This window comes from Alkalihalobacterium sp. APHAB7 (genome assembly GCF_048323755.1).
Taxonomy (GTDB): domain Bacteria; phylum Bacillota; class Bacilli; order Bacillales; family Bacillaceae_F; genus Alkalihalobacterium.
In genome coordinates this window covers 50,508-75,186 of sequence record NZ_JBLWFS010000015.1, presented here as the reverse complement: position 1 = coordinate 75,186, position 24,679 = coordinate 50,508, and the positions used below count along the sequence as shown (strand labels likewise).

25 protein-coding genes are annotated in these 24,679 nt (G+C 37.3%); 15 read left to right on the top strand and 10 right to left on the bottom strand.

From position 1 onward, the window contains the following. Nucleotides 1-112: 112 nt before the first annotated feature. Entirely contained in the window at nt 113-1,402 is a 1,290-nt protein-coding gene (locus ACNSTQ_RS14955; protein ID WP_418200617.1) for a LysM peptidoglycan-binding domain-containing protein, read from the top strand. Between the two features lie 115 nt (nt 1,403-1,517). Here ACNSTQ_RS14955 and ACNSTQ_RS14950 read toward each other — a convergent pair whose 3' ends face one another. Both ACNSTQ_RS14950 and ACNSTQ_RS14945 read right to left on the bottom strand, forming a co-directional pair. Continuing rightward, complete coding sequence (locus ACNSTQ_RS14950; protein WP_418200616.1) at nt 1,518-2,363, bottom strand: DegV family protein; 846 nt, start codon at nt 2,361-2,363, stop codon at nt 1,518-1,520. Between the two features lie 149 nt (nt 2,364-2,512). Next, the gene (locus ACNSTQ_RS14945; protein WP_418200615.1) at nt 2,513-3,034 is read right to left on the bottom strand and encodes a hypothetical protein; all 522 of its coding nucleotides are present in this window, start codon (nt 3,032-3,034) and stop codon (nt 2,513-2,515) included. A gap of 106 nt (nt 3,035-3,140) precedes the next feature. Between ACNSTQ_RS14945 and ACNSTQ_RS14940 the strand changes: the two genes are divergently transcribed. From ACNSTQ_RS14940 to ACNSTQ_RS14925, 4 genes are all read left to right on the top strand, one after another. Further along, on the top strand, nt 3,141-3,989 hold the full coding sequence (locus tag ACNSTQ_RS14940) for a patatin-like phospholipase family protein (protein ID WP_418200614.1): 849 nt from the start codon (nt 3,141-3,143) through the stop codon (nt 3,987-3,989). Nucleotides 3,990-4,085: 96 nt separating this feature from the next. Further along, nucleotides 4,086-4,763, top strand: coding sequence for a hypothetical protein (locus ACNSTQ_RS14935; protein WP_275120118.1), 678 nt, complete (start codon nt 4,086-4,088; stop codon nt 4,761-4,763). Between the two features lie 100 nt (nt 4,764-4,863). Continuing rightward, nucleotides 4,864-5,241 carry a hypothetical protein gene (locus tag ACNSTQ_RS14930; protein WP_418200613.1) on the top strand — a complete coding sequence of 126 codons (378 nt, stop codon included), beginning with the start codon at nt 4,864-4,866 and terminating at the stop codon, nt 5,239-5,241. A gap of 127 nt (nt 5,242-5,368) precedes the next feature. Next, a complete protein-coding gene (locus tag ACNSTQ_RS14925; protein ID WP_418200612.1) occupies nt 5,369-6,016 on the top strand; it encodes an HD domain-containing protein in 648 nt (215 codons plus the stop codon). Here the strand turns inward: ACNSTQ_RS14925 and ACNSTQ_RS14920 are convergent. The 7 genes from ACNSTQ_RS14920 to ACNSTQ_RS14890 form a co-directional block, all read right to left on the bottom strand. Next, nucleotides 6,013-7,014, bottom strand: coding sequence for an aromatic acid exporter family protein (locus ACNSTQ_RS14920; RefSeq protein ID WP_418200611.1), 1,002 nt, complete (start codon nt 7,012-7,014; stop codon nt 6,013-6,015). The genes ACNSTQ_RS14925 and ACNSTQ_RS14920 overlap by 4 nt on opposite strands. Nucleotides 7,015-7,059: 45 nt before the next feature. Further along, complete coding sequence (locus ACNSTQ_RS14915) at nt 7,060-7,902, bottom strand: deoxyribonuclease IV (RefSeq protein ID WP_418200610.1); 843 nt, start codon at nt 7,900-7,902, stop codon at nt 7,060-7,062. Nucleotides 7,903-7,916: 14 nt separating this feature from the next. Beyond that, a complete protein-coding gene (gene mutM, locus ACNSTQ_RS14910) occupies nt 7,917-8,720 on the bottom strand; it encodes a DNA-formamidopyrimidine glycosylase (protein WP_418200609.1) in 804 nt (267 codons plus the stop codon). A gap of 150 nt (nt 8,721-8,870) precedes the next feature. Then, nucleotides 8,871-9,833 carry an ABC transporter permease gene (locus tag ACNSTQ_RS14905; protein WP_418200608.1) on the bottom strand — a complete coding sequence of 321 codons (963 nt, stop codon included), beginning with the start codon at nt 9,831-9,833 and terminating at the stop codon, nt 8,871-8,873. Continuing rightward, complete coding sequence (locus ACNSTQ_RS14900; RefSeq protein ID WP_418200607.1) at nt 9,834-10,889, bottom strand: ABC transporter permease; 1,056 nt, start codon at nt 10,887-10,889, stop codon at nt 9,834-9,836. After that, complete coding sequence (locus ACNSTQ_RS14895; RefSeq protein ID WP_418200606.1) at nt 10,886-12,415, bottom strand: ABC transporter ATP-binding protein; 1,530 nt, start codon at nt 12,413-12,415, stop codon at nt 10,886-10,888. Before ACNSTQ_RS14895 ends, ACNSTQ_RS14900 begins: the two co-directional genes overlap by 4 nt. 257 nt (nt 12,416-12,672) lie before the next feature. Beyond that, nucleotides 12,673-13,785: a BMP family lipoprotein gene (locus ACNSTQ_RS14890; protein WP_418200605.1), complete on the bottom strand. Its 1,113-nt coding sequence runs from the start codon at nt 13,783-13,785 to the stop codon at nt 12,673-12,675. A gap of 493 nt (nt 13,786-14,278) precedes the next feature. On the opposite strand from ACNSTQ_RS14890, the gene ACNSTQ_RS14885 reads away from it, so the two are divergent. The 9 genes from ACNSTQ_RS14885 to ACNSTQ_RS14845 all read left to right on the top strand — a co-directional run bounded on the left by ACNSTQ_RS14885 (nt 14,279) and on the right by ACNSTQ_RS14845 (nt 22,273). Continuing rightward, nucleotides 14,279-14,686 (top strand): VWA-like domain-containing protein, encoded by a 408-nt coding sequence (locus tag ACNSTQ_RS14885; protein WP_418200604.1) that lies wholly within the window; start codon nt 14,279-14,281, stop codon nt 14,684-14,686. Nucleotides 14,687-15,026: 340 nt separating this feature from the next. After that, on the top strand, nt 15,027-15,266 hold the full coding sequence (locus tag ACNSTQ_RS14880; protein ID WP_418200603.1) for a hypothetical protein: 240 nt from the start codon (nt 15,027-15,029) through the stop codon (nt 15,264-15,266). Then, nucleotides 15,263-16,375 (top strand): GerAB/ArcD/ProY family transporter, encoded by a 1,113-nt coding sequence (locus ACNSTQ_RS14875; RefSeq protein ID WP_418200602.1) that lies wholly within the window; start codon nt 15,263-15,265, stop codon nt 16,373-16,375. Before ACNSTQ_RS14880 ends, ACNSTQ_RS14875 begins: the two co-directional genes overlap by 4 nt. Next, nucleotides 16,372-17,946, top strand: a complete 1,575-nt coding sequence (locus ACNSTQ_RS14870) for a spore germination protein (RefSeq protein WP_418200601.1) — start codon at nt 16,372-16,374, stop codon at nt 17,944-17,946. Before ACNSTQ_RS14875 ends, ACNSTQ_RS14870 begins: the two co-directional genes overlap by 4 nt. A 1-nt stretch (nt 17,947) precedes the next feature. After that, a complete protein-coding gene (locus tag ACNSTQ_RS14865) occupies nt 17,948-19,150 on the top strand; it encodes a Ger(x)C family spore germination protein (RefSeq protein ID WP_418200600.1) in 1,203 nt (400 codons plus the stop codon). 128 nt (nt 19,151-19,278) lie between these two features. Further along, a complete protein-coding gene (locus ACNSTQ_RS14860) occupies nt 19,279-19,722 on the top strand; it encodes a MarR family winged helix-turn-helix transcriptional regulator (RefSeq protein ID WP_418200599.1) in 444 nt (147 codons plus the stop codon). Between the two features lie 249 nt (nt 19,723-19,971). Beyond that, nucleotides 19,972-20,583, top strand: coding sequence for an NAD(P)H:quinone oxidoreductase (wrbA, locus tag ACNSTQ_RS14855; RefSeq protein WP_418200598.1), 612 nt, complete (start codon nt 19,972-19,974; stop codon nt 20,581-20,583). A gap of 170 nt (nt 20,584-20,753) precedes the next feature. Beyond that, a complete protein-coding gene (locus ACNSTQ_RS14850) occupies nt 20,754-21,821 on the top strand; it encodes an acyltransferase family protein (RefSeq protein ID WP_418200641.1) in 1,068 nt (355 codons plus the stop codon). 128 nt (nt 21,822-21,949) lie between these two features. Continuing rightward, nucleotides 21,950-22,273: a YckD family protein gene (locus ACNSTQ_RS14845; protein WP_418200597.1), complete on the top strand. Its 324-nt coding sequence runs from the start codon at nt 21,950-21,952 to the stop codon at nt 22,271-22,273. Nucleotides 22,274-22,389: 116 nt separating this feature from the next. On the opposite strand, the gene ACNSTQ_RS14840 is transcribed toward ACNSTQ_RS14845, so the two are convergent. After that, nucleotides 22,390-23,193, bottom strand: a complete 804-nt coding sequence (locus ACNSTQ_RS14840) for a LysM peptidoglycan-binding domain-containing protein (protein WP_418200596.1) — start codon at nt 23,191-23,193, stop codon at nt 22,390-22,392. Nucleotides 23,194-23,509: 316 nt separating this feature from the next. Here ACNSTQ_RS14840 and ACNSTQ_RS14835 point away from each other — a divergent pair, with 316 nt between their 5' ends. Then, nucleotides 23,510-24,451, top strand: coding sequence for a glycoside hydrolase domain-containing protein (locus ACNSTQ_RS14835; protein ID WP_418200595.1), 942 nt, complete (start codon nt 23,510-23,512; stop codon nt 24,449-24,451). The last annotated feature ends 228 nt before the right edge of the window (nt 24,452-24,679 follow it).

Genomic DNA, 24,679 nt, shown 5'->3' with positions numbered 1-24,679 from the left:
AGAGGTGTGTTTGTATTTTTAAGCAGAATGAAAACTTCTAATGGCCAGGCATTTAATTCACCTGATTGAATACAGTGATAGGGTAAATATTGGGCATTAGGGAGGAAAAGCTGTGCAAATACATGTTGTTTCACCAGGGCAAACGCTGTTTGGAATTGCTCAAGCATATAATACAACGGCAAATGCGATTGCTCAAGCCAATCAACTGCCAAATCCAGATCAGCTCGTCACCGGGCAAGCGTTAATTATTCCAATTGTCGGCAGGTTTCATTTTATTCAACCTGGAGAAAGTTTATGGCAAATTAGTCAACGTTATCAAATTCCAGTGGAGAAGATTCTTGAAGTAAACCAAATTCAGGACCCGCAAAACTTACCTGTTGGCTTTAGGCTATATATTCCAACTCAGTTTCTAGAAAAGCCAACTGTCGATGTAGGAGCTTATGTTGATTTGCAAATAACGGGGGAGGAATCTCCTGAATTTGTTGATGCAGTAGGTGAGTACTTAACGTTTGTTCAAATTTTTAGTTATGAGTTAAACCCAGATGGGACATTAACGCCAATCGATGATCAAGCAATTATCAATGTATCATATGAAAATGGCATTGTTCCTTTGATGGTCATAACGAATATTCAAGATGGAGCTTTTGATACAGATCTAGTAACCACTGTATTGCAAAGCGAAGCATTACAAAACCGATTATTGGATGAAGCGATAGCAATTATGGATCAAAAAGGATATCTAGGGCTAGACTTTGATTTGGAGTATCTAGGTGCCCAAAACCGAGAGCCGTACAATGAACTGATGCGTAAAGCGAAAGTAAGGTTAGATGAAAGAGGTTATTTTCTTTCGAGTGCACTTGCACCACAAGTTGAGCCGGGCATGGTTGGTGTTTTGTATGAAGGTCATGACTATGCGGCCCATGGGGAATATGCCGATTTTGTCTTCTTAATGACGTACGAGTGGGGCTGGACAGGTGGACCACCGATGGCTGTTGCACCGATCGATCAAGTCAGAAGAGTCATTGAATATGCAGCATCAGAAATGCCGAATGACAAAATTATGATGGGTATCCCACTTTATGGTTATGACTGGACTTTACCTTTTGTCGCAGGTGAAACGAGAGCCAGGGCAATTGATCACCAGGAAGCGATACGATTAGCGGCCACATATAATGCGGACATTGAATACGACCCAGTGGCACAGTCTCCTTTTTTTAACTATGTTGATGAAGACGGCGTAGAGCATGAAGTGTGGTTTGAAGACGCAAGAAGTATGCAAGCTAAGTTTGATCTAGTCAAAGAGCTTGGTCTGCGAGGTTTTTATTATTGGGTATTAGGGTGGGATTTCCCGCAAAACTGGTTACTCATTGATGAGAATTTTAATGTAAGAAAACGTGTGTAAAGAGCAGAGGCCGCCTAGATGTAAATGTACTTTAAGATGATCAAGTGCATTACATATAAGGCAGCCTCTTTTCTAATGGTGTAAGTCTTATTCTTTTCGAATGATTCACTTTATTTTATTTATGTTGCCAGATAATTGCTACCGTTCCTTCGCCAGCGTGAGCTGCGATCGTTGAACTGATCTCACCGATAACGACATTCATGTTTGGAAATTTACTTTTAACGTCTTTTTCTAGGGCTACTGCTTTTTCCAACACATTTCCGTGCATGATTTGAACTTCACTTATGGAGTGTTTATCATACGCATGTTCAATAAGTTCTAATAAACGACGGACGGCTTTTTTCTCTGAACGAACTTTTTCAAACACTTCAAATTCTCCGTTTTGATTAATACGGATGATGGGTTTAATTTGTAGAAGATTTCCTATTAAGAATTGGGTTCCTGACATTCTCCCGCCTTTATAAAACTGCTCAAGACTTCCTAAGAGGATGTAGTTTTCGCCTTTATCTGCTTCCTCGCGAAGTCTTTGTGCAATTGTATCTCCTTCTACTCCTTCTTCTGCTAATTTCATACCAGTTTGGATTAATGAAGTAATCGCATAAGACATGGATTTGGAATCAATGATTTCAACAGGGAATTCCGCCATTTCACTTGCGGATCTGCTGCTTTCTAATGTTCCACTTAATTTGCTTGAAATGTGGACAGCAATTGCTTGTTCGTAGTCTTTTTTCAGTTTTTCATATAACTCAACAAATTTACCAACAGCTGGTTGTGAGGTTTTCGGTACTTCCTTAGATTGCTTAATTTTTTCGTATAGTTGTTCTGTTGTTAAGCTAATCCCGTCTTCGTAGACAGTATCACCAAAAATAATCGCAAGAGGCATGACATAGACATCAGGATGATTTTTTAAATCTTCCGTTATATAAGCGGTACTATCGGTCACAAAAGCAATCTTTTTCATATGTATCAACCCTTTTCGTTATCCAAAGTGTAGTATTTGTAAATAAAGTTATTGTAATGATGTTTATAGCATTTGTCTTTTCTCGTATTACATTCACGTTTTCAAGCAGTTTTAAACTAAATAGGGCAAAGTTATAGAACTTTACCATTTTAATTAAAGTAGTCTTCTAAAAACTGAAGCGATTGTAAAGTGTAGCTAAGTAGTTGTTCAAAGTCCTCAATTTGATCTTCATTGATCTTTCGGCCGAAGCTGATCGTAATTTTATCAGTTAAGATAGGTTCCTTACCGTATGAAAATGAAATACTTTGTGAGATGAGCGGCCGATTTTTCCAAATTTGCATCAGCTTTTTTTCGATTTTATCGCAATCATTAGCTGTGTTTTGGATGGTAGTGAATAAAATAACGTCAAGAACACATCCAGCTGCTTTTTCGTCTTGATGAATTTTTTCAGTCGCAAAGTCTTGAAGCGTTGAAAGGAGTCGAACTTCAGCCATGGGGTAAACATTGTTAGCATTTATTGTTTTAAATTGCATTGAAAATTCTCTCGACAATTTTGCTAAATCGATGATGTCAGATCGATTGGTCACATGGATTTCTTTTGCAAAGTCAAGATCATATATGGCGCCTTCTAAAACAACCTTCAAGTTTTCATAAATGGTCGGGTCGAACAAGTGGACCACTCCTTAGTAAATCGATTAATATTAGTGTAGCACTATCTATTCATAGGTGAAATTAGTAAGAATAGTAAGAATTAATACATAAAATAGAGGTAATGTTATGAAAACAACTGGTTTAGTTTTAGAGGGCGGTGGGATGAGAGGGATGTATACAGCTGGTGTTCTTGAGTACTTTTTAGAGCAAAAGCTACTATTCCCATATGTCGTTGGTGTGTCAGCAGGAGCTTGTATGGGAGCTTCTTATTTGTCTAGGCAAAAGGGGCGAAATAAAGAAGTGAATGTAGGCCTTGCTGGCGATCACCGATTTATTTCTTTTCGTAATTTGCTGTTTAAACGACAATTGTTTGGGATGGACTTTCTGTTTGATGAAATTCCCAATAAGATCGTTCCTTTCGATCATGAGACGTTTCGAACGGGGAGCGAGCAATTTGTAATCGGGACGACGGACTGCGAGACAGGTAAACCCATTTATTATAATAAACATAATAATGGTGAAGATATCTTAACCATTATTCGAGCTTCTAGTTCTTTGCCTTTTGTTGCGCCAGCTGTATCATATGGTGGGAAAACATTGTTAGATGGAGGAATCATTGACCCTATCCCTATTCGGAAAGCACAAAGCGATGGCTTTAAGAAAAATGTAGTTATTATGACGAAGGCTGAGGACTTTAGAAGACAGCCAACCAAAGCGGCAATGTTTGCAAAATTTATCTACCGGAAGCATCCTAAAATAGCAGAACTACTGGAAAAGCGACATCTCGTATATAATGATACATTAGCTTTACTTGAGGAGCAGGAAAACGCAGGTGAGGTCTTTGTAATTAAGCCTAGCATAGAAGTTCCTGTCAGTCGTATTGAACGTAATCAAGCGCGTCTCTTAGCCTTATATGAATTAGGTTATGAAGATGCTAAAAAACAATATTCAAAACTCCTTTCATGGTTAAGTTAAAAGACGAAAAAACGAATTGGGATAAAGTACCATGAACAAAAAAATGGCATGAAAGAAATAATAAGAAAGATAATTCACGAAGGGAAGTGTTTCTTCATGTCATTAGAGTGGTTTGATCGAGTTTGTGGAGAGTTACAGGACTATATGGAGTCCATTTGCGAAGAATATGATGAGATGGGGCATATTACTGTAGATCGAGCTGCTAAACATCCTAGAATTGAATGTTTTGTTGAGATGGAAGATAATGAACGAGAGTTTTTCTGCACGCTGTTTTTTGACCCGCATAACGAAGAATTTTACATGGAAGCGTTCGATTTAGAAACAGAGCAGACATCGAGAACGTTACTTCCTGATATTGAAGATATCATTGAAGCAGTTCACGAATCATTCCATGATTTCTTAGATGAATTTGAACTTGTCGATGAAATAGAAGTGGAAGAGGAAGATGAGGAAGATACGATTCTTCTCGAAGATGATGCAGATTTAATGGATGACTTAGAAGATGAAGATTATGAGGAAATCATAGTCGATGTCGAGTGGACAACTCCTGAAGTAATGGCTTATACGTATCTGGATGAAGTTGAAGTATCTTATCAATTCGGTGTAATCCATGATACAGGAGACGGAATTCTTCGACGTGTCAACCGAATTAAAACAGAAGATAATGAATTGTTAGAGGATGAGAGTAACTTTATCTTTAGTAAAGAAGAAGCTGGAACGATTATTGAACTCATTGAAAATAACATGGAAACCATGGACGGGTTTGATATGTAAAGTTGTACATAGCACCTTCTCTAGTGACAATAATCTAGAGGAGGTGTCTTTTAGTTACATGTAAAATAAATCATCTTTTAGGATATCGGGAGATGCTGTAATGGATAAAAAAATAATTGATCTAGTAAGTCCTGAATTAAAAGAACGAATTGATAATGAACTATCGGCTTTAACATTTACAAAAAATTTCCGTTCTGCTACCGCTGAAGAATGGTTTATTTTTCTAAAAGAATTTAAAGACCCTAAAACCGGAGGGGCTGCAGGGAAAGTGATTATTCACTACGATCTACAGGGAAATCGTGATATCTTTATTAATACAACGATCATTTTTGACGATCCTTCGTTATATCGAGGGGAAATAGAACCTCTCGTATATGCAATTTGCGACGAATTAGTAAATCGGCTTGTCGGCTATGCCAATACATTATTAGCTGTCCATGCTGGGGAAAATTCGTATGAAGCTGAATATGTGAGGTAGGTATGCCAATAAAACTTGATATACAAAATAACGATAAGAAAAGCACTTTAAAGAGTCCCAATTACTATAAGCAATATTGAGGTATTGTGTTGAGAAAAATGATAGATTAAACAGTGGGTGATGACAAATGACAAATGTTGAGAAAATAAAACAAACAGAAGCATATGTACATAACCAATTAAGTGGTGAAGCTAGTGGACATGATTGGTGGCATATTTACCGTGTCACCAAGCTTGCAAAGACCATTGCCAGTGTTGAGGGAGCAGATGTATTTATTTGTGAAATGGCCGCACTCCTTCATGATATAGCCGATGAAAAACTGAATGAGAGTGAAGAAGCAGGATTGAAAAAAGTAGAATCGTGGTTACAAAGGATTGAAGTGGAAGAAGCGTCGATGAAGCATATCATGGAGATTATTGCCTCGATGTCATTTAAAGGGGGTGGACAACCGCCGATGAAAACAGTAGAGGGACAGGTTGTCCAAGATGCAGATCGTCTCGATGCGCTAGGTGCAATTGGGATTGCAAGAACGTTTGCTTTCGGAGGGGCGAAAGGTAATATTATGTATGATCCTTCGATTAAGCCCCGAAGAGATATGAGTAAAGAAGAATATCAAAAGCGGGATAATACCGCTATTAATCATTTCTATGAAAAACTGTTAAAATTAAAAGGTTTAATGAATACTCCGTACGGAAAACAATTGGCTGAAGACCGACACTTGTACATGGAACAATTTCTTAATCAATTTTATAAAGAGTGGGAAGGTGAGCGTTAATTTTGACGCTCACGCCTCTCAATATACTCGATCAGTAAGTGATAGATAGCTAATAATTCGTAAGCGACTGTCGTACTCTTTGTTAAAATTTCTTTTTCATCTTGGTGATCATAAATTAGAGAGTAAAGCATAGATCTTACTTTTTCTTCTGCCGTATGATCAATTTCCTTTTTCTCATAGGCATCTTTAATGTGTGTCCATGCGGTTTGCAGAACCGCTTTATCTTCTTTAGGTATGGATTGTTGCTCTGAAGCAGACAAGATATCCCCTATATGAAAAGAGACTTTATGTAGTAAATCAATTTGTCGTTCTAAATCATAAAGTTGCTGCGTTTTTGTCACATCTTTCTTACGGTACCGGAAGTCTTCCCGTTGAAAACGGATCGTTTCGGTGGCCCGTTCAATACCTTTACTTAAATGTTCAAATCGAAGCTTCAATACCTGACGACTTCGTTTGCCCATTAATTGATATTCGAGAATGTCTTCAACCAGTTCAATGGTTTCACCAAAGAGGGCATGACAGTCTTCGTGTATTTCTTTCATAAAGTTCGGTGGCCAGATAATAAGATTAACAAGTGTAGAGACGACAATACCTATTGTAGTCGTAGCAATTCGAATTAAAAATGCTAAGAAAAAGCTTTCCGAAGTCATTGGAATCATAGCTATGGCTGTTAAAGTTGCAACTAAAATAGCATCATCCCAGCGCAAACGATGACAAATATAAATAGTAAAAAAAGCAGACAAAGCAAAGGTAATCGGTACTTGCCCAAATAAAAAATCAAATGTCATTGCAATTCCGGCACCAATGGCAGCGGCTGGCAGTCGAATTTTTCCTTTTTGAATGGAAGCATGAACGGTCGGTTCAACGGTAACAATAGCTGCAATCACGGCAAATACTACAGGCCAATTAAGCCACTGGCATATTAACGCAGTAATAAATACTGCAAGCCCTGTTTTCAGTAACCGTTTTCCTAGAAAAGATTGAATCCAATTATTCATAGCCCTACTCCAAAGTATGTCTTTACTATATTGTAAAAGGTTTATTTACTTTTTAGTAGTAGAAATCCATTCTTTTATAATCTGAATTTCTTTTTCGTGTATGTCTGGCTCATCATTAGGTGTTTCAAGGATGATTGGAATTTCGCTTATAAACTCCCCATCTAAGAGGGTAAACCATTGCTTTTTAGTGATATGTCCGCTCGTAATATTTGCGTGGCGGTCTTTTCTTGCTCCAAATGAATACTTGGAGTTGTTGAAATGGATGGCTTTTAAATTAGAAAAGTATTCAAGTTCTATTCCTTTTGCTTCTAGTTCAGACCAGTTCTCCCCATTCCAAATTCCACTCGCATAGGCATGGCATGTATCAAAACAAAAACCGATTTTTTCAGGATAGTCAGACAGCTTACGAATTTGAATCATTTCTTCAAATGTAATGCCCATATCCGTGCCAGCACCCGCATTATTTTCAATGAGAAGCAGTGTGTTTCCGTCCCAATCCATTAAAATACGATTCAACACCTCAATCATTTTTTGATAGCCTTGTAATAGTTCGAGTTTCTTTGTCGTTCCAAAATGAACAACGATCCCGATGGAGCCACATGCTTCAGCTATTTCCAAATCATTTTTAATAGATGCAATAATTAGTTCTTCATCATTTGGATCTTCAGGAATGAGTTTTGTAGGGTAGGGAGTGTGAGCTATGGTTTTTATATCATGTTCTTTACAAAACGAAGCACACTGCCTGGCATCTTCCATATCAAAATCTTTTACTTTCAAACTGCGGGGATTTTTCGGAAAGTATTGAAAAGCTGAAGCGCCAATACGACTAGCTGTTTTTGCCGCTTCATAATATCCATTTCGAATACTGATATGACTCCCAACATACATGTGTATCACCTACTTTAAAGTTGACAATTTTGACAGAAAAACGTTTTTCTTGAAGAGACTTGCTCTAATATAATTGTTCCATTACATCTTGAACAAGGGCTTCCTTCTCGATCATAGACGAGTGTTTGGTACTTACCGGTTAATTGATCATCTTTTGTGAATGGGGAATCCATATAGCCGCCTTGTTGAATACCTGAATGAAAAATAGTAATCATAGCATCAAACAGTGCTTTTATTTGTTGTTCTTTTAGTTCGTTAAATTTTTTAGTTGGCTTTAACTGGGCTTGAAAACAGATTTCGTCTGAGTAACAGTTACCGATGCCAGCAATAAATGATTGATTGACTAATGTTGTTTTGAGCATTCCTCTTCTATTTTGAACTAATTTTACAAATGTTTCATAAGTGAAGCTAGGATCTAATGGTTCTGGACCGAGCTCTTTAAATTCGTCTTGTAATTTCTGATCATTTATAAGATGTAGAAACCCTAGTCGAAGGCCAATGAAAAATAGTTGTTCAGTACCAAATGAAAGAGTGACTTGTTTGGTTCGGTCTGGTTGATCTTGTTCATTACCATAATACATCCAACCGCCTAACATTAAATGGAGAAGTAAATTCATTCCTGAATCCAGTTCAAATATTAAATGCTTGGCACGACGTGAAACCTTTATAACTCTTTTATTCATAACACTCTGTTTAAATAGTTCAACGTTTGTATTGATCGTTTTTTCACGAGTTACAGTAACATTTGAAATCGCTTTTCCTTGTATCTTTTGATTAAGTAAATTTTTATAGTTTTCCATTTCCGGTAATTCAGGCATAGAAAAGCTCCTTTATATGAATTACAGTTAGTATGGGAAACAGTCCCTCGTTTTATTATTTTTAATTATCTTGCCACCTTCTCATTCTTTATATTAGGATATGAAAAAGGCATTCACCGGAACAAATCCTGGAATGCCAATTTCTTTTTGTTATCTAGATCCTTTTTCATATGGTTTACCAATAGCTTTTGGCGCATCAGCTCTTCCAACAAGTCCTGCAAGAGCTAATATCGTTAATACATATGGTGCAATCAGTAAGAATACTTGCGGTATATCTTGCAAAACAGGGATTTGTTGTCCCACTATACTTAACGATTGAGCGAGTCCGAAAAAGAGGGCCGCACCTAAAGCTCCAAGTGGGTGCCATTTTCCGAAGATTAAAGCTGCTAATGCCATAAACCCTTGTCCAGCGATCGTTCCAGCAGCGAAGTTTCCTGAGATGGTTAAGGCATAAACAGCCCCACCCATAGCTGCAAAAGCACCGCTTAGCATAACTCCAATATAACGCATTTTAATCACGTTTATTCCCATTGTATCAGCGGCCATCGGATGTTCACCAACAGAACGTAAGCGAAGACCAAATGGTGTATAGAAGACTACATACCAGACAGCGAAAGCTACACCGATCGCAATATAAGACGTTACATAAGCATTCGAGAAGAATAATCTTCCAATGATTGGTATTTCACTTAATACAGGTACATTAATACGATAAATTAAGTTTTGAACAAAGTCAGTTTGTCCTTTTTGATAAATATTTTTAACTAAAAATACAGCTAAACCAAGTGCTAAAAAGTTTAGTGCAACACCACTTACGATTTGGTCAGCTTTTAAGGTAATTGAGGCAACTGCATGAAATAAAGAGAACACCATACCAGCCAAAATCGCAAATATGAAAGCAATCCAAGGAGATGCAGCACCAAGCCCCATACTTTCTAGTGTAAGAGTTGCAACTATACCGACGAAGGCACCAATTACCATTAAACCTTCAAGCCCAATATTAACAACACCAGATCGCTCACTAAATAATCCACCGATCGCTGTAAAAATAAGAGGGGCAGCTGAAAATATAGCAGCCGGGATGATTAAACCTAAGATTTGTAGAAAGTCCATTTAAATGCCCTCCTTTTTCAATCGGCTAATAATCCAACGAACTAAGTAACTGGATGCTACAAAAAAGATGATTAATGCAATAACGATATCTACTAATTCAGTTGGGATGCCAGCTTGAGATTGCATATTTAAAGCTCCAATTTTCAGTCCCCCGAATAATCCTGCAGCAAGTACAACACCAATGGCAGTGTTTGCACCGAGAAGGGCAACGGCGATCCCATCAAATCCAACGCCTGTAAAACCGGACATTACAGTCATATATTGATAAGTACCTAGACCTTCCATGGCACCAGCAACACCAGCGAAAGCACCGGAAATGACCATCGATAATACGATATTTGTCTTTACATTCATTCCCGCATATTCTGATGCGTGTTGGTTAAATCCAACAGAACGTAGTTCAAAGCCTTTTGCCGTTTTCCAGAGCACAAACCAGAGAACAAAACATGCGGCAATAGCGACGAGAATACCGTAGTGTAACCTTGAAAAGTCGGTAATTGACTGTAAAAAGGGTGAAGCAAGAGATGCGGAAGGGTTGATCGTTCCTGTACGCTCACCGGGCTCTAATAAAAAGCTTCTAATGATGTAATTGACAACATATAAGGCGATATAATTCATCATGATCGTCACAATGACTTCATGAACATGAAAACGCGCTTTTAGAAGTCCAGGAATTAAACCCCAAAAAGCTCCAGCAAGAGCACCTGCTCCAATAGCGAGTGGAAGGTGAATGATTGCTGGTAAGTCGAAAGCAAGTCCTACATAGACAGAAGCTAACCAGCCCACGATCAGTTGTCCTTCAACACCGATATTGAACAGACCCGTACGAAAAGCAAAAGCAACGGCTAAACCAGCTAAAATAAGTGGTGTCATCGTACGGAGTGTCTCACCTATAAAATACATGTCTCCAAAAATCCCTCTGACTAACGCTGAGTAGCCAGTTATCGGGTTATTGCCACTAAGTAACATAATAATTGCTCCGATAATAATACCAAATAAGACAGCGATAAGAGGAAAGAGAAGATGAGATAACTTTGAATCTAGTGCTTTCTTCACGATGGATCACCTGCCTTTTTCACTGAGCCTCCAGCCATCAGTAGGCCGAGTTCATTTTCATTTGTTTCGTTCGCATTAACGATAGCTACAATTTTCCCTTCATAGATAACGGCAATGCGGTCGCTAACGTTTAAGATTTCATCAAGCTCGAAAGAAATGAGTAAAACGGCTTTACCTTTATCCCTTTCTTTAATTAAGCGACGATGAATAGTCTCAATGGCTCCGACATCTAATCCGCGAGTCGGTTGAGCAGCTATGAGTAGGTCAGGAGAACGATCGACCTCGCGAGCAATAATTGCTTTTTGTTGATTCCCACCAGATAAAGCACGAGCTAAGGTGTGCTCACTTGGAGTTCGAACATCATAATCTGTAATTAATTCATTTGCTTTTTTATAAATTTCTTTGAAGTTAAGAACGCCAGACTTCGAATAAGGCTGTTGATAGTACGTTTGAAGAACGATATTCTCACCAATCGTAAAATCAAGAACGAGTCCGTGCTTATGGCGGTCTTGTGGGATATGTCCAACACCTGATTCTGTTACTTTACGAGGGGGTAAATTCGTAATATCTTGTCCATTCAAAGTGAGTTTTCCGCTAGTCGGTTTTTTTAAGCCTGTAATCGCTTCGATTAATTCGGATTGACCGTTGCCATCGACCCCTGCAATCCCAAGAATTTCGCCAGCTTTTACCTCTAAATTCAACTCATTCACTGCGCTGACTTCTCGTGCGTCTTTTACAATTAATTGTTCGATGTTAAGTACAGTATGTTTTGGTTCGGCAGGGTCTTTCTCAACGGAAAAGTTAACTTCACGGCCGACCATCATAGCGGCTAAACTATCAGGAGTAGACTCGGATATGTCAACTGTGCCGATCCCTTTGCCACGGCGGATAACCGTACAACGATCACAAACTTCCATAATTTCTTTAAGCTTGTGAGTAATTAAAATGATGGATTTCCCTTCAGAAACTAGTTTTTTCATAATTTGAATTAGTTCCTTGATTTCCTGCGGAGTTAGCGCAGCTGTCGGTTCATCAAAAATTAAAATTTCTGCTCCTCGATATAAAGTTTTTAATATTTCAACACGTTGTTGCATCCCAACCGAGATATTTTCAATTTTGGCATGAGGGTCCACAGATAAACCGTATTGTTTAGAAATCGTTTCGACTTCTTTTGCCGCTTTCTTAATATTAATTTTGCCTCTTGCTGTTGGTTCTTTTCCTAAAATAATATTTTCAGTTACAGTGAATTTCTCCACCAGCATAAAGTGTTGGTGAACCATTCCGATACCTAGACGATTAGCCACATTAGGATCGGTAATTTTAACAGGTTTCCCTTTCACAAGGATGTCACCTTGTTCAGGTTGATATAGTCCAAACAAAACATTCATAAGTGTAGATTTTCCGGCACCATTTTCACCAAGTAAAGCATGAATTTCACCTTGTTTTAATTGAAGCGTTACATTGTCATTCGCGACGATACCAGGAAATTCTTTACGAATGTTCTTCATTTCAATTACATAACTCAAATGTCACACCTCCAACAGAAATGTTTCCTAAGACAATCAATACAGTTAGCTATCAGGTCAAGGTCTTATTTTACCTTTGTAGGCAATATTAATTAAGAAATAACGAGAACAAAACGCCTAATAGCGACACTGATAAAAATTTATCAATAAAAAAGGCGGTCTCATGGAGTAGTCAAGCCCTTTAACCCCAGAAAGTGTAAGATGTTCGGGATGCAGGTTGCGAGACACAATTGAGACCGCCTACCATTTAATGATGATTATAGATTTTTCTGAAACTCTTCCAATGTTTCATCTGTTTGTGGTACTTCAATTTCTCCAGATTGGATTTTTTGGATGTACTCTTCAACAGCGGATAATGCTTCTTCAGAAACATTATCTGTTGTAGGAGCGATTCCAACCGCTTCTTCTTCTAATCCAAATTCTAATACTTCACCACCAGGGAATTGGCCGCTCATTGTTTGTTCATTTACAAGATATAAAGCAGTGTCTACACGTTTAATCATTGAAGTTAATGTTACGTTTTCAGGAAGTCCTTCTTCATGTTGGTCACGGTCTACACCGATTGCCCAAACGTTTTCATTGTTACGCTTACGATTTTTTGCTTCAGTAAATAATCCATTACCAGTACCACCAGCTGCATGATAAATGATATCAGCACCTTGGCTGTACATGGCATTAGCGATTTGTTGACCTTTTGATGCGTCATTAAAATCTTCAGCGTATTGGACAATAATTTCAGCATCAGGATTTACTGATTTCACACCAGCTTTAAACCCATTTTCAAACTTTTTAATAAGTGCACCGTCAACACCACCAAGGAAGCCTACTTTGTTAGATTCTGTGTGCATACCAGCAATAACTCCAACTAAAAACGACCCTTGATGCTCTTTAAATGTAATGTTTGCAACATTTGGGATGAGTTGATCATCATCGTCTGTGACAACCATATCAACAATTGCAAGTTGTGCTTCAGGACGCTGTGTTGCAACTGCTTTAATGTCACTTGCCATTAAAAATCCAATTCCCCATACAAGGTCGTAGTTTTCACGAATAAGTGAATTTAAATTTGGACCATAATCAGCTGCAGCAGTTGACTGTAAGTATTTGTAATCAGTTCCTTCAGTCAGGCCAAAATCATTCCCGAATTGTGTCATACCTTCCCAAGCCGATTGGTTAAATGACTTATCGTCAATTCCACCTGTATCCGTTACCATTGCCACTGTGAAATCTTCAGCTACATCTTCAGTAGGTGCAGCTTGTCCATCTGTTTCTGGAGCAGTTTCTGCTTCGTCTCCACCAGTACCACAAGCCCCAAGTAGTGTTCCGCCTGCGAGGATGATGGATAGTAGAAGTGATTTACTTTTCTTCATGTGTTAAACCCCCTGAATAGAAATAATGTGATGTTGTCGAATTTAGTACAGAATGTTAGTTAGTCTTAAGTATGTTATTAAGTATGTAAATGCTTACAAGTAACTATACACCATTCTTTTTCCAATTAAATGACATCTGTCCTCTGACGTTCGACACATTTCGACTTAATATACCTTAAATATTTAAATATACAATTAAAAAATGACACTTATCTTTACAATTTTTCAAACAAAAGGTAGTTTTTAACTAGTTAACATCATATAATAGCCTGTGCAATTTTCTGGAAAGTATGAAGTAACTTAAAATGTTGTTCTAAATAAAACAACAAAATTTCAAAAAATGGTCCAAAAGCAATAAAGGATAGGAAAACAGCCCAAAAAATTAACAATTTTATTGAGAGTTTTTAAAATATACACTCGATAATAAAATATTTAACGAGCATTTATTATAAACTAGAAGATGTTCAGCTTTACTTGAGGAGGAGATGAGGCAATGAGATGGCAAAAGGACTTATTAATTATTCTTTCTAGACGTGAGGACAAAAAAATTGCACTTGCAGTTGATACGTCTACTACGGACTATCCGACCGAGACGATTTCGAATATTGTAAAACTTTTTCATGAATTAAAACCAGAAACCCAATTGATCTTAGCCGACTATAAAATACGTGAATTGACATCAACAGATAATAGCGATATTCAATATTTCACTCATGGGAAATCTTCTTATACGGAAGTGTTGGAATGGGCCAATGAAAATGAGATTGAAACATTATTTTACATAACCGATGTTACTGGTTATGTGGTTGAAGATATGGAAATCAACTATGAACTTTTTTGGATAATTCCTGGAGGCTTCTCACCGAAAGTACCTTTTGGAAAGAAATTATTAATTAAATAATCTTTAAGACTATAGAAACGATTTGAATAAATAGAGCCTGATGAGTCCCCCGTATTGGTGGGCTTTTTTTAAATTCGATTTGTCTTACATAAAGGCTCTTTTCACAAAGATTGTTGCTCCGTGCTTTTGGACCGTAAGCCAAGCGAATGCTTTGCTCTTCACGCTAGCGTGAAGCTTTTGAAAATAAAATAGCCGTTCAGACAAATGAATTTGTCTTGAAAAGGCTATTTTATTTTCAAAAAACGGTCCAAAAGCAACAAAGTTTACGAAAACAGCCTACATAAAAGAAATATACAAAGAAAATACTAGGAAAATAACGGTATGAATAGGTGAATGTATGGTGACAATCGCATTTTTTCTTGTTTTATTTGGAATGGTTTTATTGATGACGGTGTTGAACTTCTTTGTATATGGTCAAATTTCTTTATTGGAAAGCTTTCTTTTTTTAATTTGGTTTGAAATGGGGTCACGGAGAATGATTGTCATCGGTGCAGTTGTCGTTGGTTTATTGGTGGCGATTTCCCATGACATACAAAGCAAAAAGAATAAAAATCAAAAGAAACAAGAGAGGCAGCAATGAAAGAAAGAATATCGCTTTGGCAATTATTACTTGTGTTAATCATTTTTTTAGTAGGAAGCGCCGTTGTTGTTGGTGCGGGTGAAGAGGCTAAACAAAATTATTGGTTGGCTGAATTAATTGCAACGTCATTTGGGGTCATTATTGTGCTTGGTTATTTTTTTCTCTTAAGTCGAATTCCTGGAAAAAATATATTCGAACTAATTGAAACGGGATTTGGTAAAGTGGTTGGAAAAGCCATTATATTTTTTTATATCATTTACTTTATTTACATTGCGGCGAGGGTACTTAGAGATTTTGGAGAGTTGATACTAACCACCATACTACCGCTTACACCGGTTGAAATTATTCCATTAGTCATGTGTTTACTATTAGCGTATGCGCTCTATCTCGGTATTGAAGTATTTGCGAGAATGACTGAAGTCATCGGCCCGTTTATTGTTCTTGCCTTATTTTTAGTAGGAGTTTTCTTGTTTATTGGTGGAGATCTTGATTTTCAACAACTTCTCCCTGTTTTAGAAGATGGAATCGGACCGGTAATCGACGCTGTTTTTCCGACAATGGTAACTTTTCCTTATGGAGAACTTATTGTATGTACACTATTGATGACACAAACTAATCATTTTCAGTATGTTGGTAATGTTGGGGTGGTTGCTGTTATCATAAGTGGCTTATTAATTGCCTATTCCAATGTGATTCAAATTGTCACGTTAGGGGTAGATATTAAAGTTCGTTCCAGCTTCCCTCTTTTAGTTGCTGCTAGAGAAATAGAAGTGTTTGATTTTTTTGAACGAGTTGATGTTCTAGTGGTCTTTATATTGATGTTTGGAATTATGATTAAGGCCGGTATTTTTTTATATGTAGGAGTAAAAGGGCTAGAACATTTATTTAAAATTCCTTATCGGGCTTTTTTGTTTCCTACCTCTATGCTGTTAGCCTTCTTCTCGGTGATCATTGCTGATAACATTGTTGAGCATTATGAAGAAGGGTTAGCCCTTGTACCGTATTTTCTTCATTTACCTTTTCAATTCGGAATTCCTATCGTACTCTGTCTCATTCTACTTATTAAACAGTGGAAGAGTCAGTCGAGTGCAGGAGGTCTAGACGTATGAGTATATATAGAAAACTAGTAAAAAGCCGGATAAAAACGAGGTCTAAAAGCCAGGTTCAAACTCTCGATGAACTATTAGAAAGAGGGCATTCGCAAAGAGTCATTTCTAAATATTTAAAGCTAAATAAAAACCAAGTTCAAAGTGTATTCGAAGGGAATTTTGATTTTCTAATGGAAGAGATGAAAGTCGGTCAACAAGTCGCCGCTATCGTCTATTTAAGAACTATGGTTGATTTAAATATGGTTGCCAAACAAATCACGGAAACGTTAGCTGAAATAGAAGACGAAATGGTGCTGGAAACAAGAGGACAGTTAGATCAACTTTATAAAAAATACTTTTCAAGTCATGAGTGTTACTTGATTGAGCATGAACATGAGGTTGTTTGGTATGTACTTTTGGGGTATGCAGTAATTTTTTTAGAAGGGCTGCCATGTGCGTTAGCCATTAATGTTGTGACTACTCAGGAACGGGATATTTCCATTTCCGAAACGCAGACGATTGTTCGCGGACCGCAACATAGTTTTACAGAATCAATTAATACAAACGTAAGCTTAATCCGGCGGACCGTTAAAAACCCATCGCTTAAGTTTGAGAGTTTTACAGTTGGGACTGAAACTAAGACCACGGTTTATTTAGGGTATATTAAAAATATCGCAAATTCTGATCTTGTAAATGAAGCGAGGCGAAGAGTTGCAGAAACGAACATTAATGCCATATACGACTCTGGAAATTTGGAAGAGATTATTAGTGATACGACACTTACGCCATTTCCATTAACTTACCATACTGATCGTCCAGATACGATCTCATCTCATTTGATCGATGGGAAGTTTATTCTGCTAGTGGATGGGAGTCCTTATGTCATTAGTGCCCCTGTAGTATTTGTTGACTTTTTTCAAGTAAGTGAAGATTATTATCAGAAGTATATGATGTCATCTTTTATTCGTTTGATAAGATATATTTCTTTTTTCTTAGCTTTATGTTTACCGGCAATCTACATCGCACTTACGACCTTTCATCATGGACTCATTCCGACAGATTTGTTAATAAGTATCCAAGCTCAGCGTGAAGGAGTACCCTTTCCAGCTGTCTTAGAATTATTGTTAATGGAGATTACGTTTGAGATTTTAAGAGAAGCAGGGGTCCGTATGCCTAGAGTAGTCGGACAAACGGTTTCCATTGTTGGTGCACTCGTTATTGGACAAGCAGCAGTTGAAGCTGGTGTGGTGTCTAACTTTTTAGTCATAATCGTTGCATTAACTGCGATGGCAGGATTCGTATCTCCAATCTATAGTTTTGCTAACACCGTTCGATTATTGAGGTTTGGACTTATTTTTATCACAGCAGCATTAGGTATGTTTGGAACATTAGTCGGTCTTTTAGCCATTCTGCTACATTTAATTAGTTTACGTTCATTTGGTGTACCTTACTTCGCTCCGTTAGGTCCGTTTATCATTGAGGATCAAAAAGATGTTTTCGTACGATTTCCTTTTCAGAAGACAAACTCCCGTCCCACATACTTGAAGACGAGTAGTGTAAATAAGTCTTCTAGTAAAGAAAGTGAGGGATAGAATGAGGCGCTTCCAGTTTTATATTATGCTGATCTGTCTTTCCTTTTTAATTATAGTAACGGGTTGTTGGGACCGGTATGAGTTAAATGATGTTTCCGTTGTAAGTGGCATGGCTTTGCATAAAGGAACCGAAGGAAGGTTGCAGTTATCAGTAGAAGCGATTAATGCTAAGCAAATCTATGAAGGGGAAAGTGAGGGAGGTACACCAGCGATCGTATACGGAATAGAAGGAAATACAGTTGCAGAGTTAGTGGATAAACTGAATGTAGGATATACAAGAAAGCCAATATTTTCTCACATCCAAACGGTAGTCATTGACGAAGAACTGGCAAGAGAAGGGGTAGGTGAATTCTTTCAATACCTAGAACGAAATGGTGAATTTCGAAATGATTTTAAAATTATTGTTGCCCGTGGAGTTAGGGCTGAGGATATCATTAGTACTACGTACCCCGTTCAAAAAGTACCTTCCTTAAAATTAAGTGTACAAATTGATACGATGGAAGAAGAGTGGGGAGGGGAACCGAAAGTTCGTTTGACGGACTTTATTCGTGCCATTACTGCAAGTGGACGGCATCCAGTAACTGCAGCAATGACAATCGATGGTGACCCTACAAAAGGACAACACTCAGCACATATAAAAAAATTAAAACCTGAACCAATTGTTATTGTAGACGGGATAGCTGTATTTAATAATGACAAGTTAGTAGGCTATTTAAACACTGAAGATACGAGGAATTATCTATGGACGCAGGATGAAATTAAATTAACGACAATAAGTGTCCCGTGTGATGAAAATAACTTTTTAGGTATTAGAATCAAGAATTCTTCAACAAAAATTAAAACTTCTTATCATGATAAGAAGCCCAGAATTACAGTCGATATTTTACTGGAGTCGGTTTTGCAGTCGTCCCAATGCGCTGAAGACTTAACGTCAATTGAAACGTATGAAAAGTATCAAGAGTTAATTGATAAGTATATAGAAGAGCAGATCAAAGGAACTATCCAAAAGGTCCAACAAACCTATGGCATAGATATATTTGGCTTTGGTAATACGTTTCACCGGCAACATCCTAGAAAGTTTAAAGAGCTTAAAGATCATTGGGATGATGAATTTGCAAAGGCAGAAATTGATGTGGTAACGAGTGTTTATATACGACGAGCAGGTATTCGAACCGATGGGTTTTTAGATAAGATAGAAAATTAAGTATAACAGAAAAAATGGACAAACAGAGGTGGACTATTTTAGTCCACTTCAAAATTAATGTTGACATCCTAGAAAAAACAATTATATAATTTATCTTGAATTCAAGATACTCGAAGGATATGGTTCATATGACAAATGATGAAAAAATTAATAACGAAGAGTTAGCGTTAAAATCATTTATCGTCTTATCCCGTGCACATCGAGCGGTTGCAGATCGTGTAGAGGAAGATATTCGTCGGTACGGGTTAAATCCGACTGAATTTGCAGTATTAGAGTTACTTTTCCATAAAGGCGACCAGGCCATTCAACAAATCGGCAAGAAAGTTTTGTTAGCAAGCGGGAGCATCACGTATGTGGTGGATAAACTAGAAAAGAAAAATCTTATCATACGCAGAGCATGCCCAAAAGACCGCCGCGTGACGTATGTAGCCATTACTGAAGAAGGAAATGAATTAATGCGTAAAATCTTTCCGAGTCATCAGGAAGCGATAGAAAAAATCTTTTCCAGCTTAGATCAAGGCGAAAGAGAAACATTAATTGAATTATTAAAGAAATTAGGGATCAACGCTTAAAGCGCTCTAATTTTTAACTAGTATCTCGAATTCGAGAATAATTAAATGGAGATAGTTTGTCTTATGAAAAATAGTTTAGTATCGCTAAGAATGTGGGTATAGCTTTATTAATGGGTAAGACAAAACGCACGTTCAGTATTTGTGACATTAAGAATTATTTGTCGGCTTAAATATCTTGAAGTCATATTATTTGAATTCGAGATTTAAGATAAAATTACAATATAATCCAAAGGAGAGTGTCATACGATTATGTCAAATTTAAATTTAGCAATTATTTATTACAGTTCTACAGGTACTAACTACACGTTAGCAAAATGGGCGGAGGAAGCAGCGCAACAAAATGGTGCAAACGTCAAAGTTTTAAAAGTACCTGAGTTAGCGCCCCAACAAGCGATTGATTCCAACCCAGCATGGAAAGCTCATGTGGAGGCAACAAAAGAGGTTCCTGAAGTTTCACTTGAAGACTTAGAGTGGGCCGATGCCATTATTTTCAGTGTACCAACTCGTTTTGGTAACATGCCGGCGCAAATGAAACAATTTCTAGATACCACTGGAGGATTATGGTTCCAAGGGAAATTAATTAATAAAGTAGTAAGTGCAATGAGTTCAGCACAAAACGCTCACGGTGGTCAAGAAGCAACAATTTTATCTCTATATACTTCGATGTTCCACTGGGGAGCAATTGTGGCTGCACCAGGATACACAGATCCTGTGTTATTTACAACCGGCGGAAACCCATATGGAGCAAGTGTTACTGTAGACCAAGACGGAAATATGCAAGAAGATGTTCAGCCTGCTGTACAACACCAAGTAAAACGTACATTAGACATTGCAAGATTAGTTAAACAAGGTAATCAATAAAAAAATATATGAGCAGGAGTTGATCACTTAAGTCAGCTCCTGTTTTTTTATCGTTGGGGGAAACATCCAGAAAAGGGTGTTTTTTTGAATTGAGAAAAAGAAACAGATCTAGGAAAATAAGTAGAAGTGTGTTCATTTTAAAGGGGCGTGATGGCGTGGGTACTAAGGAAATGAATGAAGTATATTGGCTGCGTATCATAGCTTGTTTGAGTGTTGTCCTAACTCATGCTGTAAGCAGGGTAATAACAGACTTCTCTTTGTCGGGGGATATACGGGTGGTATATCGCACCCTTCAAATGTTGTTGTTGTACGGGACGCCAATGTTTGTATTGATCTCAACTATTGTGATGACGCATGCTTACAAAGAAAAAATTCCTACGGGCTTTCTAAGAAAAAGGATCAAGTATATATTAGTCCCTTATTTAGTAATGGCCACATTTTATGCGGGTCATAAATATATTCGATTTGATTGGACATTTAAAAATTTTGCCATCGAACTTGGGTTTAATTTTATAGGACAGTGGCACGGGTATTTTGTTTTAATTATCTTTCAGTTTTATTTACTGCATTTATTATTTATAAAGTATTTGAAGCGATTTAAAGCTATGCATGTCTTAATCGTAAGCTTTATCATTAGCGCAGGGTATTGGATAAGCTTTTATTTCTTTTTTATCGATTTCGTGCAGCATTCGAGTTATCTGACTCTATTCTTTTCAAGAATTTTGATTTTTGGTTGGTTATTTTATTATGTTGTTGCCTACTATTGTGGGAGAAATTATGAAATGTTTATCGATAAGTTGCATAGATATTGGATGGTTGTAGTGCTAGGTACTATAGTATCAATGGGGCTTGTACAGTTTATATATCATTCAGGAATGTTAATGCGAGTGACATCAGCTCGTTTTGATATTATTCCTTACACAGTCATGTTATTCTTTCTCTTCTTTCTGCTGTTTTCGAAACTGAACCGAATTCCAACGTGGATCGTTTCTATAAGTGGATATTCGTATGGGATCTATTTGCTGCATCCTTTTGTTCAAACGATGGTTAGAAGCTGGTTCCCATTATTAGAAATAACACCATTCGGTTATATGATTGTTCAATTTATGGCGGGGGTTATTGTTCCGATTATTTTCATCTATCTTTTATCTAAATTTCATTTGGGTGCCTTTATTGTGGGGAAAACAATGACTCGCAAGAAAGTCTTCAGAGAAACAGCAATGTCTAAAGCGGCATAAGGAACGAATTAAAGGTTTGTAAGTATAGGTTTTATTAGAGAAGTTTAAAAAGGGAATATATTCGTGTAGAGTATAAAATTACAAGGTTGAAGTACACTATAGGTGATTTTCTTGAAAGGGATGGTTATGTGAAAAAATTATCAATTGGTGTACTTTCAGCTTTATTTTTGTCGTTGACGGCATTCGGACCGTTGCCTGCACAAGCAGAATTTAACGATAACGAAGCTGAAGTCCAAGAAGTCGAGCTAACAGAAGAGCAAAAACAAGAATTGGCAGTCTTACATAAAGAAGCTTTTGAAAAGAAGAAAGAAATTATTGAGAAGTATGTAGAGTTTGGCGTATTTAGTGAAGAGAAAGGAAATAAAATTATCAAAAAATTTGAAAGTCATTATGAAAAGCTTGAAGACGATGGTTATATTCCGAAATGGGATCATAAGAGGAAGCATCATTAAAGCAGGCTTATTGCTAGGTTAGTTCAATTAATTAAGATAAGTTGTAGTTTTTAAGAAGGTGTATAGTGATAGTGAATGAAAAGAGGATGACCATCGTTGTCATCCTCTTTTCATATTTAAAATTTAACCGTTTGTAATTGCTTTAATAAAGAAGGTGTAATATCTTCGGCTTCTTCTTTATCGAGGAGGTGAAGTGTGAATTTGACGAGTTGGCCATTCATTTTTTTAACAACTATGCTCTGTTGTACTTTTGGGTTAGAGCTTGTGAAATAAAATTCGGGTCCTTTATAAAATGGGTGAACATTTTTTAAGTCTTTAACTTCTTTAACATTCCCTGTCGTTTTCAAGTATTCTTGGGCATTCTTCTTGAGGTCAGCCATGGTGACTTTGGCATCAATGAGTTCTACTCTTACAAAAAATCCTGGATCTCGTTTAGAGAAAAGTTGATATTTACCAGGTTCTTCTTTTACAAACTGATATCCGTTTTGAACCGTTAGTTTAACTTCTTTGTTCATCGTAGGTATAGAGTTGTCTGCGACAGGTTTTCCTTTAATCACTAGTTTTTGCCCTGGGAAAATGGTATTCGTTGTCAAGTCGTTTAAATTCTTTAAGTTCTCTACTTTCATCTGATGTTTCTTAGCAATACTGTATAAAGTGTCACCTCTTTTCACGACATAAGATAAAGTGGCTGCGTCCTGCACTTGAAGTTTTTGCCCAGGAAAAATGATGTTGCTTTTTAAGTTGTTCGCTTGTTTTAATTCATTAACGGTCATCTTATTTTCTTGAGCAATTCGAAATAGTGTATCTCCTCTTTTTACTTCATAAATTGCTGCATCTGCACTATGAGCAAATCCCATCATAGCTGTTACTCCAAGTGATAAAGCCATCATTTTTATCGCATTTCTTTTCATATTAAACAATTGAATGCACCTCGATTGATTATATTTTTATTAACGCACATTTTTACGTGATCCATTTTAAACTGGATAAAAGAAACTAGTTAAGTTGAAGCACTTCCAATCAGCAGGGGCCCTCCACTGAGTGAAGTGAACTTCTTGTGAATGTGTTTCCAAACGATTAGACGGAGGATTCCGAAAGAAAGTTACAAAATAAACAAGCCCAAAATTAAAATTATTAGAAACTGACAAAAACGCTGATGACAAGGTACACGCCTACACGTCATTCCTACAAACGCAATAGTATATATGGACTTTGCAAATGTAGGGAGGCGAAATAGTGCGTCAGTATGTTGTTTTAGCAGCCGTTTTTATTTTAGCTTTTGCTTCCTTTTTCTTTTTTGTAATAAATGACGGTTACGAACGAACTCTTATTTGTGAAAACGGACATATCGAAGACCAAGATGATCGTAATGGAAGTAACGGGGAAAGCAATGGAGAGGGAGAAAACGGTGAAACTGGAAATGGTGAGAGTGGAGAGAGCAACGGAGAAGAGACAAATGGAGAGAACGGCGAAGGAAGCGGTGAAAACGGAACGATTAATGGGAACGGTGAAGATACAGGTGAAATCGTCTGGGGTGTAGATTCAGCAAGTTTAACGACTGAAGAATTATACACGTGCGTGACGTCGAACTTTGGGGAGCCAGAAATTTGGGGAAGGTATTTAGAAGATAAGGACGGCGTTTCTTTTGGCTTAACGGAAGATGAAGTAAGTTTTCTTCATCAACAAGGTGTGTCTATTCTAGTAATCTATAATCACTTTACAGATGGTACGACATACGACAAAGGAGTAGCGGAGGCCGAAGTTGCGATTGAGTATGCAGAACGTATTGGCGTTCCAGAAGGAGTAGCGATCTTTGCAAACGTCGAACCAGAATATCCAATCGACTCGGCTTTTATACAGGGGTGGTACGACACACTACAACCATCCGTCTACAATGCTGCGATTTACGGATTATTTGATGCAGAAAGTGATGTGTGGGCAGCGTTTGAAGGTGCCATTAACGAAAACGCTGATATCGCGGATAATATGATTGTCTGGGCAAACCAACCTCAAATTGGGATTACAACAGAAGAAAATGCACCGGAAGAGTACGAACCAGGCCCGCCAAACGAATGGTTGAATTGGGCATGGCAATATGGAATAGATGCTGAGACCTGTAATATTGATACGAATTTGTTTCAGTCTGCTATCTTTGAGTATCTTTGGCAGCAGGAATAAGCGATAAAAATAATACTAGGAAGGAGCGAAGTTACGATATAGCTTCGTTCCTTATTTAGTATAAAATAACTTTATTATATTTCCCTCATAAACAATCTATTTATACTAGTGCCTTGTATTAAGTTGAGGTTAAATTAGTACTATATAAATATGATCTAGAATATTTATTAAATGGAATTGGTGTTGTATTGGCATATTTTCAAGTAGGTTACTATTAAACCCATAAAT

Coding starts and splice junctions, on each gene's coding strand:
- mutM (WP_418200609.1), bottom strand. CDS start 8,720: ATGCCTGAATTACCGGAAATGGAAAACTATAAAAATTTACTTAATCAA.
- ACNSTQ_RS14915 (WP_418200610.1), bottom strand. CDS start 7,902: ATGTATGTTGGGAGTCATATCAGTATTCGAAATGGATATTATGAAGCG.
- ACNSTQ_RS14935 (WP_275120118.1), top strand. CDS start 4,086: ATGTCATTAGAGTGGTTTGATCGAGTTTGTGGAGAGTTACAGGACTAT.
- ACNSTQ_RS14920 (WP_418200611.1), bottom strand. CDS start 7,014: ATGAATAATTGGATTCAATCTTTTCTAGGAAAACGGTTACTGAAAACA.
- ACNSTQ_RS14860 (WP_418200599.1), top strand. CDS start 19,279: ATGACAAATGATGAAAAAATTAATAACGAAGAGTTAGCGTTAAAATCA.
- ACNSTQ_RS14875 (WP_418200602.1), top strand. CDS start 15,263: ATGAAAGAAAGAATATCGCTTTGGCAATTATTACTTGTGTTAATCATT.
- ACNSTQ_RS14870 (WP_418200601.1), top strand. CDS start 16,372: ATGAGTATATATAGAAAACTAGTAAAAAGCCGGATAAAAACGAGGTCT.
- ACNSTQ_RS14950 (WP_418200616.1), bottom strand. CDS start 2,363: ATGAAAAAGATTGCTTTTGTGACCGATAGTACCGCTTATATAACGGAA.
- wrbA (WP_418200598.1), top strand. CDS start 19,972: ATGTCAAATTTAAATTTAGCAATTATTTATTACAGTTCTACAGGTACT.
- ACNSTQ_RS14890 (WP_418200605.1), bottom strand. CDS start 13,785: ATGAAGAAAAGTAAATCACTTCTACTATCCATCATCCTCGCAGGCGGA.
- ACNSTQ_RS14930 (WP_418200613.1), top strand. CDS start 4,864: ATGGATAAAAAAATAATTGATCTAGTAAGTCCTGAATTAAAAGAACGA.
- ACNSTQ_RS14905 (WP_418200608.1), bottom strand. CDS start 9,833: ATGGACTTTCTACAAATCTTAGGTTTAATCATCCCGGCTGCTATATTT.
- ACNSTQ_RS14940 (WP_418200614.1), top strand. CDS start 3,141: ATGAAAACAACTGGTTTAGTTTTAGAGGGCGGTGGGATGAGAGGGATG.
- ACNSTQ_RS14885 (WP_418200604.1), top strand. CDS start 14,279: ATGAGATGGCAAAAGGACTTATTAATTATTCTTTCTAGACGTGAGGAC.
- ACNSTQ_RS14850 (WP_418200641.1), top strand. CDS start 20,754: ATGAATGAAGTATATTGGCTGCGTATCATAGCTTGTTTGAGTGTTGTC.
- ACNSTQ_RS14865 (WP_418200600.1), top strand. CDS start 17,948: ATGAGGCGCTTCCAGTTTTATATTATGCTGATCTGTCTTTCCTTTTTA.
- ACNSTQ_RS14925 (WP_418200612.1), top strand. CDS start 5,369: ATGACAAATGTTGAGAAAATAAAACAAACAGAAGCATATGTACATAAC.